This window comes from Bacteroides sp. 2_2_4, assembly GCF_000157055.1.
GTDB classification, from domain to species: Bacteria; Bacteroidota; Bacteroidia; order Bacteroidales; family Bacteroidaceae; genus Bacteroides; species Bacteroides ovatus.
The window spans coordinates 424,908-443,842 of sequence record NZ_EQ973357.1 but is presented as its reverse complement, the minus strand read 5'-3'; the positions used below and the strand labels follow the sequence as shown (position 1 = coordinate 443,842).

Below are 18,935 nucleotides of genomic sequence, written 5' to 3'. Positions count from 1 at the left end.
ATTGGAAAGAAAAGAATGTGATATAGAGAAATGTGCACTTGCAAAGTATATAATTAATAGGCTTATTGTTTTCTTATCCATTCAATGATATCTTTCAGGACTTCCGGATTGATTGTTTCTTCCAGTTGCCCGTATTCGGTCAATGTCCCTTTTTCACAAGTCTGAAACAGATGATTTAAGTTCGGATAGGCTTTGACTGTTACATTTTTGTTTCCATTTCCGGTGATTCTTTTCTGGATAGCGGTCAAATTCATAACGGCATCCACTTGAATATCCTTTTTCCCGTTCAGAGCCAGAACCGGACATTTTAGTTTCTTCAAATCCTGGCCTGGGTCATATCTCATAAAATGAAGATACCATGGAGAAGTCATCGAACTGATTTGTGCGGATAGTTGCTGGATGGTATTCAGGTCTTTCAATTGTTCGGGAGACATTGTTTTTGTAACGTCTGCATACAGTTCTTTCTGCAACTCTTCGGGAGTTTTGTCTGTTTGTTGCAGTATGGCATATCTGTTCCGTATCGAAGGCTTCATCCCTTGCCAGACGGCATCCGGCATTCCCTGGGATTTAGAGATTAACTCTACCTGCTTCAGCATCAGACTGTCGCCTCTCACGCCGGCTCCTGCCAATGAAACGACAAATGCAATGGATGGGTCCTTTTTGGCAACGATGAATGCAATGATTCCGCCTGCACTATGTCCGATAATTCCGATTTTCTTTGCATTTATTTCTTTTCTGCTGCGCAGATAATTCACCATTGCTTCCGTATCTGTGGCAAAATCCTCATTGGTAGCTGTTGCGTGAGTACCTTGTGAAGCGGCAGTACCCCTGTCATCACATCTAAGCACAGCAATTCCGTTTCGGGTCAGATAATCGGCGATGACAAAGAAAGGTTTGTGTCCCATGATTTCCTCATCCCTGTTCTGCGCACCGCTTCCCGTCACCATTACCACTGCCGGAAATTTAGTTCCTTTTTCGGGAAGAGTCAATGTTCCGGCAAGGTTAATTCCATCCCGTTCATTCCTCACGGTGACTTCTTCACTTCTGTAAGGGAAAGGCGGTTGAGGCTCCTGTGGACGTTTGGGGCGGCTGGCTTCTCCCTTTTTCAAATTCAACGGAAGGGGCATCCCTTGCGTAAATGTTCCGTTGATTGTGTTATCACTGTTCAGTTTTCCTTTGTACGAAGCATGAATCACAGGTATCTGGATAATTAAAGTAGAATCATTGAAAGAAGTAGTCTGTGTCTTGATACCGTTGGCTCCCTGGTCGGGACTGTCCAGTGTGGTCACATAAGCGCCTTGTTCCGTTTGACTGATGTGGAATACAATAGTCAATGAACCGGTGGGAATGGAAAGTTTTCCGTGCCAGGTTCCCGAAATATCTTGGGCGGAAACAGAGGATGAGAAGAACACTCCGGCTAATAGTCCGGTAATGAATATAACGATGCAGCTAGCCTTAACTATTTTCATAAGCGAAAAATTAGGTTTAATCTTAATTGTAAATATAAGATATATACAAAGGTAACAATTTTCCCCATTATAAAAATAAGACATTACCTAATCTTGTCAGAATCCGGTAATATCTTATTTGGCTGTTCCTGTATACTATTACAGTTTTTATTGTTAAGCACAACCTCTATTCCAAACTATATAGCCTCCCTTAAAAAACGATGATTCTTAAAAAAGGAATATTTAATCATCGGAGAAGGACATAAATCGCAGTTTGGTAAAGAAAAGCCGGAAAATGCCATGCATTTGTAATTACGTGATTCTCTATTTTCGCTGTTTTGAGAATATACTAATGTAAATAATAACCCAAAAGTAGTCCACCATAATAATTGAAAAGTATACCACTAGGTTAGTAAATGGAGTCTGTTTTTTACTATTTCCCTATCGTAATTACATGCTCTATATTAAGATTTATTAATATAACCACTTCCTTTGTGGTTCAACCAATAAGGAAGTATAAACATGATAACCATGGTGGATAAACAAACCATAATTCATTTGTATAGAAGTCGTGGGCTCAGCAAACGTGCCATTGCCCGCGAACTGGACATCAGCCGTAAAACGGTACATAAGGTAATCCAGGAGTATGAGAGTACATTGTCTTCTGATACTCCTTCAGTAAGTTTAGAGACAATTTTGACTACTGCGCCCCGGTATGATAGCTCTAAACGTAGCCGTAGAGTAATCACAGGACAGGTACAATCCATTATAGATGATTGCTTAGCTAAAAATGCCAGCAAACGTGCCAGTGGTCTAAAGAAGCAATGTATGTTAAAGAAGGATATTCACAATCTTCTTCTTTCACGAGGATTCTCAGTCAGCTATCCGAGCGTATGCAAGTATATCACGGGGATTGATACTCAAAAGTCCCGTAAACGGGAAGAGGCTTTTATCCGGCAGTACTATATCCCGGGAGAGAACTGCGAGTTCGACTGGGGAGAGGTAAAACTCCGCATACATGGTAAGCTTCAGCGTTTCTTTCTGGCTGTGTTTACTTTTAGTCACAGCAATGGGCGTTATGCCTATCTGTTCCGTCATCAGAATACGCTGGCCTTTATGGAATCACACCGTAATTTCTTCCGCCAGGTCAAGGGAGTTCCCTATGTCATGGTATATGACAATATGCGTGTGGCGGTCAAGGACTTCGTAGGGACAGATAAGACTCCCACGGAGGCTTTGAGCCGTATGTGCGCCTTTTACCGGTTTGATTTCCGCTTTTGCAACGCACGTGCCGGATGGGAAAAAGGACATGTGGAACGTAGCGTGGAGTATGTCAGGCGCAAGGCGTTCTGTATGAAGATGGATTTCGACTCGGTAGAAGAAGCCGGCAAACACCTGCAAGAGGTATGTGAAGGACTTAACACACAAGCCGGAAGTATCTCCACCTTGGACAAGGTAGAGTCGCTCGCGGCTGATCTGGCAGCCTTGCAGCCACATATAAACGAGATGGGATGCTTTTAAATGGAGGATTATAAAGTTGATAAGTGGTCTACTATCTGTATGAAGAACATCCATTACTCCGTTCCCGACACATTAGTGGGGAAAACGGTTTCTGTCAAGATATACAGCGAGAAGGTTGTTATCTTCCATGGGCAGGTGAAGGTGGCAGCGCATGAACGTGTGTATGGCGTGGCAGACTGGAAAATACAGTTGGAGCATTACGCTCGCACCCTGCTGCGCAAGCCGGGGGCGGTACAAGGATCGTTGGCACTCATGCAGATGCCCGCTAAGATACAGGAACTCTTCCAGATACATTTCCAGGATAATGGAAGGGACTTTGTTCTGTTAATACAGTATGCCGCAGAGAATGGATTTACAGACAAGGATATCATACGTTCCTATGAGGCTTTGAGACTGCGTGGAGTACACAAGGTATCGGCAGACCAGATTAAAGCCTTTATGCACGCTAATAATGAGCCGCAGGATGGAAATGGGGAAAATGTGCCTGCTCCGGAGCACCGACAGCAATCACGGCAGATAGAGGATGCGGCAATGGGGATCCTTGTGGACCTGACCAGGATGATGGACAGCACACAGGCTTTAACTCAAATAGATTCTTTAAACTAAAAAAATATTGTTATGGACTACTTGTCAGAAAAAGAAATGATTACAGACTATGCCAGAGAACTTAAAATAAATGTTCTACAGAACGAACTGGAGGACTTTATCACATTGGCAACGCAGGAGAACTGGGGATGCAGGACATTGATTGCACGCATACTGGAAAAGGAAATGGAAATAAGGGTAGAGAAACGAAGAAAACAACGGGTAAGGATAGCCGGATTCCCGCAGATGAAGTATTTGCAGGAGCTCATAAGAGAGGATTTGCCTAAAGACGCACAGATGGTCATACCTGAACTGGAAACACTTGAATTTGTTAAAGAAGGAAGAAACGTGGTGTTATATGGAAATCCGGGAACAGGAAAGACACATATAGCCACCGCATTGGGGATCAAGGCGTGCATGGAAGGATATACGGTCTTTTTTACATCTGTACCGCATCTGCTAACACAAATAAGGGAATGTAGGTCACAGAAGAGTCTAAGACAACTCGAACTCAGGTTTGAAAAGTATGATATGGTCATTTGTGATGAATTTGGATATGTAAGTTGTGATAAGGAAGGAGGAGAACTATTGTTTAACCACCTATCACTCAGAGCCGGGAAAAAAGCGACAATCATTACCACAAATCTATCTTTTGACAGATGGGGAGAAATTGTAAAAGATAAAGTTCTAGTCGCTGCAATGGTAGACAGACTAACCCATAAAGCACATCTGGTGAACATGAGCGGACAATCATATAGAGTTAAAGAAACACAAAACATGAGGAGATATGTATCACAAAAATAAAAGAATTATATCCTTTGCATAACGAAACTAGTGGACTACTTTTCAATTATTATCTGGTATACTTTTCGATTATTATATACACTTGTTATAGGGTAGAGAGTTCGGATTATCGGGGTTTCGGGTGTACTGTTTCCATTTGTCTTGTGGCAGGTCGTAGCAGAACACGCCGTCGGAATAGGTAGCCAGCCACAGTTTGCCGTGGCAGTCTTCCAGTATATTGTACACAAAGATTTTGTTCATTTCGGGGATGCGTGTGAAGTCATCCGTCTTTCGGTTGTAACGCATCAGCCCCGAGGTCGTGCCTATCCATAATTCGCCGGTGCTACTTTTATAGATTGAGAATATGTTGTCGGCATTGAGGGTATTGGATGCTTCGCCCTTTTCGTAGTGCCGTACTTCCCGGGTGCGAAGATGGATACGGTTCAGTCCGCCGGCAAAAGTACCTGCCCACAGGTAATCACCGTCGATACATAATCCGTGAATGTTGTGGTACAGGGCAGGGTGGTGGAAAGGCGTGACTGTACCGTCGGCGGGATTGAAATGGAAAAGTCCCTTGTCTTCTGTGCCGAACCATATCGTCCCGTCATTGCTTCCGCAGAATTCACGGATGCGGTGTCCCAAGTATCGCATGTCGTCCCGGGGATAATACTTTTCGAAGTAAGTATATTGGTGAGGATAATAGTTGACGCCACCGAAGTATGAGCCTATCCACATTCCGCCTTCACGGTCTTTGAAGATGGTGTAGATGGCGTTGTCGGATAATGCGTAGCGGTCGTCGGACTCCGAGGTGGTGAGGTGGATATATTTGTCGGTTTCCAAGTTGTAGATGTAGATGCCTTGTTCCGTACCTACCCATAGCTCCGTATCCGAACGCAGGCAGATGTTGCGTACGTAGTCGTTTAACAGGCGGCGCACCTTGCGGGTGGTCAGGTTGATTTCTGCCAGGCCGTTGGACGAACCTATATAGATGCAATTGTGCAGTCCTTTGACACAGGTGGTGATGATAGCTCCTTTGAAAGGCTCTTCGCCTTCGACATCCCGGAAAACGGTGAAGCGGGCGGCGTCTTCCGAATGATACAGGTTGTCCTCGTAGCGGTTCACCCACAATTCGTTGTCTCCGAACCAGAAGCGGGTGATGTTAAGCGCTCCTTTTCCTATTTTTGCGGAATACTCCTTCAAGCTGTTCTTCTTTATGTCGTAGTGGAAAAGCCCTTGGGAATCGGACGAAATCCATACGTCTTTTTGCGGGTCGGAATCTATCCACGTTATGGTACGGCTGATGGTCTCACCGGTACCTTCGATGGGAATGTCGAACGGGGTGAATTTCTCTAATCGGGGGTTATAGATGTAGACGCCCGTATCAGTCCCTACCCATATATTTCCTTCGGCATCCTCGTGTAGGGCAGTGATAAAGTTGTTGCCCAAAGAAGAGTTCTCTTTCTGAAAAGTACGGAATACGAGACCGTCATATTGGTTCAGCCCGTCTTTCGTGCCAAACCACATGAATCCTTGCCGGTCTTGCAGGATGGTGTTCACCGTATTATGTGAAAGTCCGTCCTTGATGTCCAGCGTACGGAAATAGTAATAAGGGTTTTTGGCGGCACTCTCTGCCCAAAAGGTTGACAGGAGAAGGCTCATGATGGCGTATAAAATGCTTTTTGTTTTCATAGCGGACAAAGATGCAATAGCTATTTCGGACAAATATAAACATTATATATACGATAACTGTAATTTGGAGATTATTTTCTTTCTATAATCAATAAAGTTCCGCCTACTTGCTTTTCTCTAATTATTTTTGTATCTTTAAAGATTTTCCGTCCGTAATTCTGTAGTTGTCATCTTGTAAAGTGACAAATGTCCTGTTGTAAGGTGACATTAGTCCTCTTGTAAGATGACAATGGTCCCCTTGCAAGGGGACAACTACCCGAGTGCATAGAAAATTCTAGTTCAGTGCAGTGGAATTTCTAATAGAGTGCAGTGAAAACTCAAAGTCATCGAAGTACTTTTTATACTCAACCCAGCTAATATACTTCACAAGGATAATAATTTTAAAAGATATTGCTATTTATTATAGGATGAAACTTTATATCTCTCCCTCAAAAACTCTTAAAGATAATTGGGATTGAACTGATATTTCTTATAGAAAATCAGGAATAAAATAAATCCGATCAGTGCGAAAGGAACCCCTGTAAGCGCAGGATAACGATAGCCTTCGCTGATAGCCAGTCCTCCTGCATATGCGCCGATGGCATTTCCCAGGTTGAATGCAACCTGCACGCTGGCAGCTCCCAGCATCTCTCCGCCTTTTGCCACACGGATAATTAATACTTGTTCCGGACTGGATACGGCAAATAATCCTGCCGTACAAAGGCACATCAGTAGAGCGGCTGCCCATTTATAAGGTGAAAGGAAGAATAGGAGGAGTAGCATAATACAGATGAGCGCTTGTGCGACAGTTCCTACCTTTCCCGGTGTGTAACGGTCGGAGAGACGTCCGCTGATAAGATTCCCCATGACCATACCGAATCCGGCAAGAATCATCAGAGGAGTAATGCTTTCGGCAGAGAAACCGGAAACGTTTGTCAGCATCGGATTGATATAGCTATACCAGCAGAATACACCACCGTTGCTTAATGCTGTGGCACCCAGAATCAGCCACGGGGCCGGAGTTTTGAGGAAGCGGAATTGCCCCTTGAAGCCGGTGTCTTTCAACCCTTCTACGTGGGGAACCCAGCGCCAGATGTAATACATGATTACGATTCCCCAAATGCCTACCAACAGGAAAGTGGCACGCCAGGAAAGCATAGTGCTGAGGGAAGTTCCCAATGGGACGCCGAAGAGGTTGGCGATGGTCATTCCGGCAATCATAATCGAAACAGCTTCCGAACCTTTTCCTTTATCAGCCAGTCGCTCGGCAACAATAGAGCCGACACCGAAGTAGGCTCCATGAGGAAGTCCGGAGATGAAACGTGCGGCAAGCAATACCCAGTAGTTGGGTGACAAAGCGGCACAGATATTACCTATCATAATCAGGGTGACCAGTACCAGCAGAATATGTTTCAAAGGATATTTGCGGGCTAATGTCAGTACGGGTGCACCCACACAGACGCCCAACGCATAGGCGGAAATGAAATGTCCCGCAACGGGGATACTGATTCCTAAATCTTTTGCCACGTCGGGCAAAATTCCCATCATCACAAACTCGGCAATACCCAATCCCAGGGTGCCGAACGCCAATGCAATCAGACTTTTCTTCATACCAAACTATACCTGATACCTGTTACTTTTTTACCTTCTTCTTTTTTGCGGGTGCAAAGGTAAAACAAAATCGGCCAAGGTGAGTTCGGTAGGAAAGATTTTGATTTAAGTCAATTTATGCAATGTATGTAATCAAGGGGATGGATGTACTACCAGGCAATGTTGTCCGAAAAAGTGTATTGCTGATCACCTTACTGTTTCTGAATCCACTCGGTCATATCTTTCAATACTTCCGGACTGATGGTTTCTTCCAGTTGCCCGTATTCGGCCAATGTGCCTTTTTCGCAGGTCTGCAACAGATGGTTCAGGTTCGGATAGGCTTTTACAGTTACATTTTTGTTTCCGTTTTCGCTGATTCTTTGTTGGATGGCTGTAAGGTTCATAGTCGCGTCCACTTGAATGTCCTTTTCTCCGTTTAGGGCGAGTACCGGACATTTCACATTCTTCAGGGCATTAGCCGGGTCGTACCTCATAAAATGAAGATACCAGGGCGAGGTCATCGAACGTATCTGGGCGGAAATCTGCTGTACGGTATTCAAGTCTTTCAGTTGTTCGGACGACATGGTTTTGGTAACGTCTGCATACAGTTCCTTTTGGAGCTCATCCGTTGTCTTGTCCGCTTGTTGCAGTATGGCATACCTGTTTCGCAGCGACGGTTTCGTTCCTTGCCAAAGCGCATCCGGCATTCCCTGAGATTTAGAAATCAGTTCCACTTGCCTTAGCATCAGGCTGTCTCCTTTGATGGCGGCTCCCGCCAATGAAACGATAAATGCCACTGACGGATCATTGGCTGCCACAATGAATGCGATGGTTCCTCCTGCGCTATGTCCGATGATTCCAATCTTTTTCGTGTTTATTTCTTTTCTGCCGCGCAGATAGTGGATGGCAGCTTCCGTATCTCTGGCAAAGTCTTCGTTGGTAGCTGTTGCATGGTTGCCTTGTGAGGCGGCTGTGCCACGGTCGTCGCAGCGCAATACGGCGATGCCGTTTCGCGTCAGATAGTCGGCGATGACAAGGAAAGGCTTGTGTCCCATAATCTCCTCATCCCGGTTCTGCGCACCGCTTCCTGTCACCATGACTACCGCCGGAAATTTTGTTCCTTTTTCGGGAAGAGTGAATGTTCCCGCGAGATTGATTCCGTCCTGTTCGTTTCTTACCGTGACTTCTTCGCTTTTGTAAGAGAAAGGCGGCTGAGGTTCCTGCGGGCGTTTGGAGCGGCTTGCTTCTCCTTTTTCCAGATTCAACGGCAAAGGAATGCCTTGTGTGAATGTTCCGCTAATACTACGGTCGTTGCTCAGCTTTCCTTTGTAAGAAGCGTGGATAACAGGTGTCTGCACAGTCAATATGGAATCTTTGAACGAAGTGGTTTGCGTCTTTATTCCGTTAGCCCCCTGGTCGGGGCTGTCGAGTGTCGTTATGTAAGTGCCTTCTCCTGTCTGATTGATATGGAATACAAGGGTCAGCGAACCGGTGGGAACAGTCAGTTTTCCGTGCCAGGTTCCTGAGATATCTTGGGCGGATGCGGAAGATGACAAGGATAAACCGGTCAACAAGCCGGTAATGACAGTTACTAGGTAGACAGCTTTCAATGTTTTCATAAAAGAGAAATTTAACGGAATATTTTTTAGCTATACGGTATACGCAAAGATAGTGTATTTTTAAAAATAACAGATATACTTGTTAAACTTTATAGCCTGACAAACACCGTTTTAACTTCCGGGATATCACACCGCACGGATACTACCGATTCTCCTTTCCTTTTATCTACACGGATGGCTGCGCGACCATTGTAGGCCTGTACCTTTCGTGAACCGGTAGAAGTCCCCTGGTTCTCGATTAATTGCCCGTCTCCTGCCAGTCCGAATTCTATATAGTTTACGGCATCCAGACAGGGTACGCCTTTAGCGTCTGTCAGCTGGACTTCCACCATTGATATATCGCCTGAACTTTCTCCGCCGCAATGAGTGACTTTCGCTTGCAGTTGCGCAGGCTTACCCCATGTGCGGGTTTCGTATACAAACCGGAGCGTGTCTGCCACGACTGCTTTCCCTTTGGAAAGGGCGATGACTGTATTCTCTCCTGCCTGTAACTTGCAGTTCCAGTGTAGACCTGCCGCCGGATAGTCCTGACTGTTACGCTTCTTTATTCCTTGCGGCACTCCGTTGACAATCAACTCCACTTGCGGACAGTTAGAGTAGACTAATATCTCTTTCATTTCTTCCGGTTTGCCCCATCGAATCGGCCATGTATGCCCATAGATATGTATCATAGGCTTTTTCGCCCAGTATGATTGGAATACATAGTAAGTCTCCTTCGGTGTGAGATCTCTTTCCACTACTCCTTTTTGATTGACATAAGGCACAGGATTCTCCGGACGTACCGGAGTAGAGAAGTCCTTGAACGGCCAATATGCCGCCCCTGTCAGCCAATCCATCGTTTCCTGTTCTTTCAGATGCCAGTCGATGAGGCGCACCATGTAACTTTCCGACCAGTCGCCGTCTTTGGAAGCGCGTGCGTTTCCACCGTAAAGCGAAGCATCTCCCGCGCGTTCGTCTGCTCCCTTGCCCGCTTCAATCTTATCCAAATTGATGAACGGGTCCTCCGCATGGCGGCGGGCATGGCAGTCGCCTCCCCATTCGGCATGGAAGAAATGTTTCACCTGCTGCATCTCATGGAATGAAGCATTTTTATAATCGGTGAAGATGCCTCTGTACCACCCCGCCCAGATAGAAGGAGAATAAACATCTACGATATCTTTACAGAAGTCGCAACGGCGGATAGCGGTCACCCGGCTATCGTCCGATTGATGCGCCAATTCATGGAGTTCCTTCATAAAACTACGTATCTTTCCCTTGTCGAATTCCGGGAAGTCGTTCGGCCAGTCGTTTTCATTACCTAATCCCCAGATGATGACGGCGGGATGATTATAATGCGTATGAATCATGTTCGTCAACATTCGTTTGGCTTGTGCCTGATACTGCTCGCCACCCAGACCGCCGCGGCACCAGGGAATCTCTTCCCATACAAGAATGCCCAGTTCATCGCAAAGAGAAAGAATAATGTCCGACTGTTGGTAATGTCCCAGCCGGATAAAATTCACTCCCATTTCTTTCATGAGCGTCATTTCCGCCCGCATTTGTTCTTCTGTCATAGCTGCGCCTACGCCCGCATGGTCTTCGTGGCGGTGTGTACCGCGCAGCAAAAGGCGGGAACCGTTGAGGCGGAATGGTCCTTTTTCCACAAATTCAAAATGGCGGAATCCGAATCGCTCGATGGCTTTCTGCTCCTGTCCGTTGTGGTGCAGGGTAATTTCGCAGGTGTAAAGAGCAGGATCCTCGTCCGACCATAATTCCGGCTTCTGAATATTTGCCGTCAGCAGGGAAGCTTTTCCAAGCGGCATCACTTCTTTTTCTTCATTCAGTATTATCTTGCCTGAAGGAGATTTGACGATGATATGCGCAGTTGTTTTCCTGATATCCGACGGATTATAGAAAAAAGCTTGAACGGCAAGTGTTGCCTTTTTCAGGTTTTTGTCTAATACGGCATCTATTTGTACACGATCTATGGAAACTTCGGGGACATACGCCAGGTTGAGGTAGCGGTATAGTCCGCCATAAACGTTGAAATCCGATAAGTCGGAAGGAATCATTTCCGCATCCCGGCTGTTGTCGCAACGGATGGATAGGGGAACTTTACCGCCAAAACGTTGAACACATTCGGGAGTGGAGACGAATGCTTGCACCGCTTCGGTGATATCTGCCGTCCATTCATCGTATCCGCCGATATGGGAAGCGACCCGTGTCGTGTAGATGTATACTTCGGTCTTTTGTCCCGCTCCTTCAAAGTCGAGCAGGATTCGTCCGTTGGGATAGGGATTTTGTATGTCGAGCAGTGTTTTATACCACCCGGGGCCCTGGTAGTAATTCATGTCCGGGTCTACGGCATCTGTGGCATTGAAGCAATGGGGCAGGGTGACAGGCGTCCATAGGGGAACGCATTCCGAACTGCCGGGAGCGGCGGGACGCACTGCTTCCCAGATATTGCCGATGTCTCCCCGCAGATACAGCCAGTTGTCGGTTAGCCGGGTTTTATGCCCGGTGAGGACTTTAGCTTCGGATAGGGTGGCGCAGCCTATAATAAGGCATAACGTATAAATCAGTCGTTTCATTTCTTTCTCGTTTTTAGAAAAGTTTGCCGGTTTTCTCCAGTTTATCCTTGCGTAGTAATGCTTCTATAAAGTAATAGTCGGCATATACGATGGGTACGTCCACTTCTACGTTGGTAGGTTTGGTTCCTGTGCTGTGGAGTAGCAGGAAACCGTTGTCTTTGTTCAGCGTAGTGCGATAACTGTTCGTCAGGTTCTCTACTATCCTGTCGGCGTTTTTCTTGTAGCGTTCGCTGTTTTTGCGGTCATATTGCGACAGTTCGTAGAGTGCGGAAGCGATCACTGTGGCTGCTGAGGCGTCACGCGGCTCGTTGGGAATGCCGGGAGCGTCGAAGTCCCAGTAAGGGATCAGGTCTTCGGGCATATTTTTGTGGGTGAAGAGGTATTGTTCCACCTTTTTAGCCTGTTCGAGGAATTCCGGTAACTTGGTTTCCCTGTAACACATCGTATAGCCATACAGTGCCCATGCCTGACCGCGTGCCCAAGCCGATTCGTGCGCAAGTCCCTGATGTGTGTTCTTTTTCAGTACTTGTCCGGTGATGGTGTCGTAGTCTATCACATGATAGCAACTATAGTCTGCACGGAAATGATTTTTCATCGTAGTCCGTGCGTGGCTTACCGCTATATTATAATAGGTGGAATCCTTACTTTCTTTGGTAGCCCAAAACAGCAACTCAAGGTTCATCATATTATCAATGATGACCGGGCATTGCCATTTATCCTTGTTATGGTCCCAAGAGCGGATAATGCCGGCTTTGGGTTTGAACCGGGTGGAAAGTGTGCGTGCCGATTGCAACAGAATTTCTTTGTAGCGTTCGTCTTGCGTCAGGCGATAACCGTTTCCAAAGCTGCAATACATCTTGAAGCCCATGTCGTGAGTGCCGCCGTTCATCTTTTCCTGTTCCAGGATATCGGTATGTTGCTGCGCCTTCTTTTTCCAGAAATTATTCTGGGTATACTCATAGAGAAACCAGAGCTCGCCGGGGAAGAATCCGCTGGTCCAGTCTTTGGACGGGACGAGGTGAAGCGTCCCGTCCGGTTCCGTATTCCGGGGATTGGTGAGTGGCCCCCATCCGTTCTTTTCGCGTTGCGCACGGCTTTCGGGTGATTCGTTGGCTACGGCGTAGTCTATTTCATCAAAAGCGCATCGGAGTTGTTGCTGTGCAAACTCCATGTTGTCTTCCACTATGTTTGAATCCGGTTGCGGAGTACAGGCCGTGAGGCCGGCTCCGAGCAATAAAGCTGCTATGGGGAGCTTCAACTTTATGGTTACGGTGGATAATTTCAATTTCATATATGTATACTATTTGTTAGCGTTATTCAATGTATTTGCTATTTCGAAGTTATTGCGATACAGAGATTACTGCCATGCTTACTCTTTTTCAAGCCGTACGGCAATAGGAGTCATGTATTGGCTTCCCTGGTATTGTTTTCCTTTCAGGCTGCATTCAAAACTACCTTTCGGCAGCTTCACTTTTCCCAGACGTAGACTGTTGGTCCCTTTCTGTTCGGGATAAGTGGAGTAGTTCGCTTCCAGTTTCTGTCCGGCTATCTCTACCACGACTGTTCCCGTATCATTCTTTCCCTGCGTGTTGTAGTCCAGATAAACAGTATATTCGACAGGTGCGCTTGACCGTAAGTTCCATTTCATCCACTGATTCGTATTTTTCCATTTGGTAACGTAGTTGCGGTTCGGTTTGCCGTCACCGTATCCCAATCCACGCCCTTGCAGTTCGGAATCGAATGTATAGAGCGTATTGCTCTGTTTGTGGTCGATAAGACGGATGGGATTCGGCACTTTCCGGTTGTTCAGTACCAGTGCGATGACGGAATTCATGCTGTCCGGCGCATTGGCGGGCAAGGTCAGTTCGTAATCATCCGCGTTTAAGCGCTTGAATCTTATCGCCGCCTTCTTGTCGGCAACGAGCCATCCTTTTCCGATGTCGGAACGGAGTCCGCCGATAATCAGTTTTCCATCGGCTGGCCAATGAAATACGTGTGCATACAGCGTATCTCCTTTCAGTGTCGTTACGCCCCACGGCTGTATAGGCAGATTGGTGCGTTGTGCTCCATAGATACTTTCTCCGTTCACCTTCAACCACTGTCCTATGCCCTGAAACACTTCGATGTCTCTCTTGTCCCATCGGCCATTGCCCATCGGACCTACGTTCATCAGTATATTACCCCCTTTCGAAGTGGCGCTGGGTAATAATTGTACAAAGAATGAAACAGGTTTGCGCACTGTATCCACTACGCTGTATCCATAAGACTCGTTGGTAGTGGGAATAGATTCCCATGCCCCTTCGGTGGGGAAAAAGAAGGCGGAACGGTCGCCCGTATTGCGGTAATCACCTATATTATTAGAGCCAAAACGTGCTAGTCGTCCGTTTACGACGATTTTGTTTTGTGGGTCCGCTTGGCGGATAGCTTCCAGTATGCGGATATTGAGATAGAGCGGAAGCTTCTGCGGAGTATCGAACCATAAGATGTCGGGGTCGTACTTTCTGATAAGTTCCTGTATTTGCGGAATGGATTTCTCGTTTACATATTTCTCGGCATTAGCGAGAAAGTCTTTACGTTCCAGCCACCAGTTCTTGCCGCCCACAAGTTTATCTCCACCGGGATTCGTGGGATAATCCCAATCGTTTCCCGGAGCGTCCGGGTGTTCCCAGTCAAAAGCGTGCGAATAATAGAAACCGAACTTGATGCCATATTTCTTAGCGGCTCTGCTCAATGCTTCCATCGGATCTTTCTGAAATTTGGAAAGGCGAATATCGTAGGGATAAGCATCGGATGGATACATGGCGAATCCGTCGTGATGCTTGGCAGTAATGACGAAATATCTCATGCCTGCTTCCGATGCATGGCGCATCCACTCCTCGGCATCAAATTCAGTAGGATTGAAAGGAAGTATCAGTTCTTTTTTGTACTCTTCCAGGGGGATGCGGGCTTTTCGCATCAGGTGTTCGGTATAGCCGCTCTGCATCTTGTTTTTCCAAAGACCCGCGGGTACGGAGTAAGGGCCCCAATGGATGAAGCAACCGAATTTGGCTTCGTTATACCACGACATTCGTTGCTCCTTATTCTTTTGAGAGGCTGTCCACCAACCGTCGTAGGCTTTGCGAAGCTCGTCTTTGTCTTGTTGCAATTGCAGGTTGCGGGGGATTTCGAGCCCTTGTTCGTCGCCACTCTGCGCCCATATAGCGAGGGGAGAAGCACTCATTGCCATGCAGCAGGCAATCGTTATGGTTTGATAATAGTTTCTCATGATTGTTCTCTCTTTTATTAAACTTGATAAGCAGTCTTTTTTTATTTCACTTGATACGTCTTTCCCTTTTCCGTTTCAATCACTTCTTCGTGGGGTGAGGTCGCTTCGCGTATCCGGCAGGTTCCTCCCGAATGGGAAGTAACGGACAGCCGGGTAATCCTGCTTTCTTTCCATTCCATGTCGATGGTGAATCCGCCTCTGGCGCGGACGCCTTTGATACTTCCGCTTTGCCAGTTGTCCGGCAGGGCAGGTAGCAGGTGTATGTATCCCGCATGGCTTTGCAGCAGCATTTCCGTAATGCCTGCCGTTCCTCCGAAGTTTCCGTCAATCTGGAAAGGGGGATGGGCATCGAAGAGATTGGCGTATGTACCCCCTCCACGGACGCTGACTTGGGTGGCATCTACGTATCTCAATCCGTTTTTCAGCATCCCGAAAGCATGATTACCGTCGCGCAGACGTGCCCAGAAGTTAATTTTCCATGCCATAGCCCAGCCTGTGCCGCCGTCTCCGCGGATTTCGAGTGTCCGTTGGCAGGCGGCTGCCAGTTCCGGCTGCTGTTCGGGGATAATCTGTCGTCCGGGGTGCAGGGCGAACAGATGGGATACATGGCGATGGTTAGGGTCTGTCTCTTCAAACTCTTTATCCCATTCGAGTAGTTGTCCTTTTGAACCGATGCGGAACGGTTGCAGGTTGGCGCGTACATCCATGCACTGCTGGCGAAATGCTTTGTCCGTATCCAGCACCGTACTTGCTTCGATGCAGTTGGTCAGTAAGTCCCATGCCAGACCGAGATCCATACCGGATGAACGGCTGATCTCTCCGTTCTGTTTCTTTCCTTCCTTGTCGATATAGCGGAAGCGATTCTCGGGTGAAGTGGATGGGTTGGTAATCCAGTAGCCTGTTTCCGGATCTTTTTGCAGCCATTGCAGCAGGAATTCGGCTGCGCCTTTCATCAGGGGATAAGCCGTTTTGGACAAGTATTTTTTATCGCCGCCGAAGGCATAGTGTTCCCATAGATGCTGACAGAGCCATACGCCTGCCATTGGCCAGCACGACCATCGAGGTGCGCCTTTCGGATCGGAATCATAGCCTCCGGTCGGAGCGGTTTGTGCCCAGACGTCCGAGTTATGGTGGGCCAGCCATCCGCGATTGATGCCATAGTTAACTTTGGCCGTTTGTGCGCCATTGACAGCCAGGCGGCCGATGAAATCGGACAATGGCAGGAAGCATTCCGGAAGATTGGTTATTTCCGCCGGCCAGTAATTCATCTCAGTATTAATGTTGGTCGTATAATTCGATCCCCAAGGCGGTTGAACGTGCCGGTTCCAGATGCCTTGCAGATTGGCGGGCAGCCCGCCCGGGCGGGAAGAGGCAATCAGCAGGTAACGACCGTATTGATAGTAGAGTTCCGTCAATCCGTTGTCAGTGGGGTCTTGTTCGAAGCTTTTTAAACGTTCGTTGGTGGGGAGTGCTTCTTTTTGCAGATTCTCTGTGCCCAGTGATAGTTGCAGGCGGTTGAAGAGTTGCTGATGGTCATCCGTGTGTCGTTGCAGTAATTCCTGATAGGGACGCTTGCATTTTTTGAGTGTCATTTTCTTATTCCCGAAATCGGTGACGGCAGAGAGTAGCAGCACTACTTCATTTGCATTGCGAACGGTCAGTGCAGAGTCGTTTGCCTCACAGTGACCGCCATCCGGCAGCAGTTCCACTTGCACTTTGAATTGTGTCCCCCGTTTGTCATCGTATACCACCTGATGTGGGTCGTAGTCACGATTGGCAACATAGGCGGGGGCTTTGCCGTTCAGGATCAGTGTCTTTTCCCCTTTTGTCTGCACGGTATAGCGCAGCAGGCTGTTCAAGCGAATATGGAGCGATACCGCCTGGGGACGGTCTGCGGCTATTTTTATGACCATCACCTGGTCCGGATAGGAGATAAAGGAAGTGCGGCGGTATTTCACTCCGTCCGCTTCGTAGGTGACGGTAGACAGTGCGTTCGATATGTTGAGTTCACGATACAGATTCCGGGCTTCCCCCCGCGTCAGTTGGTCGAGCATCAGGTTTGCCATAGGCAGGTAACGGGCTGTATACGGACCTTGTGCATTGGCTTTCCAGAGTTCGCTTGCCTTGGCATAGTCTCCGCGGTCGACAGCTTCCCGTACCTGTGGCAACGCGTTCGCGGCTTTGGGGTTGTTCCAGTCCTGCGGATAGCCCGACCAGATCGATTCTTCGTTCAGTTGATATACTTCCTGTAGCGGGTTGCCATATACCATCGCTCCGATACGTCCGTTACCGATAGGAAGAGCTTCTTCCCATACGGTAGCCGGAGCGTTATACCAAAGCTTGTATTCTTTTCCAAACGTTAATGTCGTGGAAAGGAATATACATCCTGAAAACCATATACTTCGTACCTTCATATTCATCGTCTGCTATTTTTTATTCGTCCGTAGATTCTCATTCGTCAGCTATTTCGAATGCTTTCGCGGTGTTGGATATTAATTGGATTGCGGGCAGTTTCTCTTTCAATTCCAGTCTGACAACCGTAGCTATCTTGTCAGGAGCCTGCGTGGGAACTTGTATCGTAATGCCGCCGGGCGTTTTAGTAAATTTCAGTTTCGTACCGTCGGCCAGCAGCATTGCTTCCTTCACTGTATATTTCGTGTCGAATGCCAGTTTGCCGTCTTCCGGCCATTGAAAGACGGAGAGATAATATACGGAGTTCTTCTTTTCGTCTTTCCGGATACATTCGCCCCAGGGAGGAAATATTTCGCTGCGCTGTGTTGCGTAAATCGCTTCACCGTTCACCCGCATCCATTCGCCTACTTTTCTCAGGCAGTCCAGTGCGGGAGCAGGCACAACACCTGTCGGGTCGGGGCCGACGTTGAGCAGGTAGTTGCCGCCACGGGCGGCAATGGTATTGAGATTACGGATAATTGTTTCCGCACTTTTCCAGTTCTTCTCCCAGCTTTTGTATCCCCAGGAGCTGCCGATATTCATACACGTCTCCCAGTCTACGCGTTCGATGTCCTTTGCGTGGGGGATACGTCCTTCGGGAGTCTTATAGTCGCCGGGAAAATCGGGACGGCGCAACCGGTCGTTGGTAATTACCTGCGGATACTTTGCGAGTTCGGCAGTGATTTCCGCCGCTGTCTCTTTGCTGATACGGTGCGGGGTATCCCACCACATGACGGCTACGTCACCATAATTCGTCAGTAGTTCTTTGATTTGCGGGATGGCTACCTTTCTGAAATAATCATCCAGAGAGGCGGAACGTTGCAGGCAATCCCAACCTCCCAGATTCTCTTGGGTAAAATTGTCGATGGCTACCGAATCAGGGTTTGCCCATCCTTCTTTCATTTCTTTGCGGATAGTGCCGCCGCCGGGGTTGCACCAGTCCTGTGTCTGGGAATAATAAAATCCCAGTTTTATATGGTGCTTACGGCAGGCTTTTGCCAGTTCGTCTACGATATCACGTTTGAACGGGGTGTAGTCTACGATATTGAATTCGCTGGCATTGCTTTTGAACATCGCGAATCCGTCATGGTGTTTGGTGGTGAATATGATATACTTCATACCTGCATTTTTGGCAGTCAGCACCAGTTCCTCGGCATTGAAGTCCACGGGATTGAAGGTGCAGGCTTTCGCACGATATTCACGTACAGGTATTTTGCAACGGTTCATAATCCATTCCGCACCGCCTCGTCTTTGGTTGAATCCGTTGTATACGCCGCCGTACAGGCAGTAAGGTCCCCAGTGCACGAACATGCCGAATTTGGCATTGCGCCACCAGGCCATTTTCTCGTTATGTTCAAGCTTTTTGGGCAGAGGTTGCGCAAAAACGGTTGCGGAGAGAGTTAGGGTGAGTATGATTGATAGAATCTTCTTCATG

Annotated in this window: 12 protein-coding genes; 3 read left to right on the top strand and 9 right to left on the bottom strand. The window is 47.5% G+C overall.

Features of this window, described 5'->3' with window-relative positions:
- Positions 1-62: 62 nt before the first annotated feature.
- Positions 63-1,469, bottom strand: coding sequence for an alpha/beta hydrolase family protein (locus BSCG_RS19850; protein ID WP_004322671.1), 1,407 nt, complete (start codon positions 1,467-1,469; stop codon positions 63-65).
- Positions 1,470-1,979: 510 nt separating this feature from the next.
- Here BSCG_RS19850 and istA point away from each other — a divergent pair.
- Genes istA through istB form a run of 3 tightly spaced genes read left to right on the top strand, consistent with a single transcriptional unit; the run spans position 1,980 to position 4,358 of the window.
- Positions 1,980-2,969, top strand: a complete 990-nt coding sequence (istA, locus tag BSCG_RS30425) for an IS21 family transposase (RefSeq protein WP_052662350.1) — start codon at positions 1,980-1,982, stop codon at positions 2,967-2,969.
- Complete coding sequence (locus tag BSCG_RS30420; protein WP_004322673.1) at positions 2,970-3,575, top strand: Mu transposase domain-containing protein; 606 nt, start codon at positions 2,970-2,972, stop codon at positions 3,573-3,575.
- 12 nt (positions 3,576-3,587) lie between these two features.
- Positions 3,588-4,358 carry an IS21-like element helper ATPase IstB gene (gene istB / locus BSCG_RS19860; RefSeq protein WP_004322674.1) on the top strand — a complete coding sequence of 257 codons (771 nt, stop codon included), beginning with the start codon at positions 3,588-3,590 and terminating at the stop codon, positions 4,356-4,358.
- 72 nt (positions 4,359-4,430) lie between these two features.
- Here the strand turns inward: istB and BSCG_RS19865 are convergent, their stop codons facing one another.
- The 8 genes from BSCG_RS19865 to BSCG_RS19900 form a co-directional block, all read right to left on the bottom strand.
- Positions 4,431-6,026, bottom strand: a complete 1,596-nt coding sequence (locus BSCG_RS19865) for a two-component regulator propeller domain-containing protein (RefSeq protein WP_139016491.1) — start codon at positions 6,024-6,026, stop codon at positions 4,431-4,433.
- 438 nt (positions 6,027-6,464) lie between these two features.
- The gene (gene araJ / locus BSCG_RS19870) at positions 6,465-7,616 is read right to left on the bottom strand and encodes an MFS transporter AraJ (RefSeq protein ID WP_004322889.1); all 1,152 of its coding nucleotides are present in this window, start codon (positions 7,614-7,616) and stop codon (positions 6,465-6,467) included.
- A gap of 191 nt (positions 7,617-7,807) precedes the next feature.
- The gene (locus BSCG_RS19875; RefSeq protein ID WP_004322891.1) at positions 7,808-9,214 is read right to left on the bottom strand and encodes an alpha/beta hydrolase family protein; all 1,407 of its coding nucleotides are present in this window, start codon (positions 9,212-9,214) and stop codon (positions 7,808-7,810) included.
- Positions 9,215-9,303: 89 nt separating this feature from the next.
- The gene (locus tag BSCG_RS19880; RefSeq protein ID WP_004322892.1) at positions 9,304-11,784 is read right to left on the bottom strand and encodes a glycoside hydrolase family 2 TIM barrel-domain containing protein; all 2,481 of its coding nucleotides are present in this window, start codon (positions 11,782-11,784) and stop codon (positions 9,304-9,306) included.
- Positions 11,785-11,797: 13 nt separating this feature from the next.
- Positions 11,798-13,075 (bottom strand): glycoside hydrolase family 88 protein, encoded by a 1,278-nt coding sequence (locus BSCG_RS19885; protein ID WP_004322893.1) that lies wholly within the window; start codon positions 13,073-13,075, stop codon positions 11,798-11,800.
- A gap of 78 nt (positions 13,076-13,153) precedes the next feature.
- Positions 13,154-15,049, bottom strand: coding sequence for an alpha-L-fucosidase (locus BSCG_RS19890; RefSeq protein WP_004322894.1), 1,896 nt, complete (start codon positions 15,047-15,049; stop codon positions 13,154-13,156).
- Positions 15,050-15,090: 41 nt separating this feature from the next.
- A complete protein-coding gene (locus BSCG_RS19895) occupies positions 15,091-17,469 on the bottom strand; it encodes a glycosyl hydrolase family 95 catalytic domain-containing protein (protein ID WP_004322895.1) in 2,379 nt (792 codons plus the stop codon).
- A 31-nt stretch (positions 17,470-17,500) separates the two neighbouring features.
- Positions 17,501-18,934, bottom strand: a complete 1,434-nt coding sequence (locus tag BSCG_RS19900; RefSeq protein ID WP_004322896.1) for an alpha-L-fucosidase — start codon at positions 18,932-18,934, stop codon at positions 17,501-17,503.
- Position 18,935: the final 1 nt, after the last annotated feature.

Excerpts from the sequence above, each read along its gene's own strand:
- BSCG_RS19875 (WP_004322891.1), bottom strand. The coding sequence starts at position 9,214 with ATGAAAACATTGAAAGCTGTCTACCTAGTAACTGTCATTACCGGCTTG.
- BSCG_RS19900 (WP_004322896.1), bottom strand. The coding sequence starts at position 18,934 with ATGAAGAAGATTCTATCAATCATACTCACCCTAACTCTCTCCGCAACC.
- BSCG_RS19880 (WP_004322892.1), bottom strand. The coding sequence starts at position 11,784 with ATGAAACGACTGATTTATACGTTATGCCTTATTATAGGCTGCGCCACC.
- istA (WP_052662350.1), top strand. The coding sequence starts at position 1,980 with ATGGTGGATAAACAAACCATAATTCATTTGTATAGAAGTCGTGGGCTC.
- BSCG_RS19865 (WP_139016491.1), bottom strand. The coding sequence starts at position 6,026 with ATGAAAACAAAAAGCATTTTATACGCCATCATGAGCCTTCTCCTGTCA.
- BSCG_RS19895 (WP_004322895.1), bottom strand. The coding sequence starts at position 17,469 with ATGAATATGAAGGTACGAAGTATATGGTTTTCAGGATGTATATTCCTT.
- BSCG_RS19885 (WP_004322893.1), bottom strand. The coding sequence starts at position 13,075 with ATGAAATTGAAATTATCCACCGTAACCATAAAGTTGAAGCTCCCCATA.
- BSCG_RS19890 (WP_004322894.1), bottom strand. The coding sequence starts at position 15,049 with ATGAGAAACTATTATCAAACCATAACGATTGCCTGCTGCATGGCAATG.
- BSCG_RS30420 (WP_004322673.1), top strand. The coding sequence starts at position 2,970 with ATGGAGGATTATAAAGTTGATAAGTGGTCTACTATCTGTATGAAGAAC.
- araJ (WP_004322889.1), bottom strand. The coding sequence starts at position 7,616 with ATGAAGAAAAGTCTGATTGCATTGGCGTTCGGCACCCTGGGATTGGGT.
- BSCG_RS19850 (WP_004322671.1), bottom strand. The coding sequence starts at position 1,469 with ATGAAAATAGTTAAGGCTAGCTGCATCGTTATATTCATTACCGGACTA.
- istB (WP_004322674.1), top strand. The coding sequence starts at position 3,588 with ATGGACTACTTGTCAGAAAAAGAAATGATTACAGACTATGCCAGAGAA.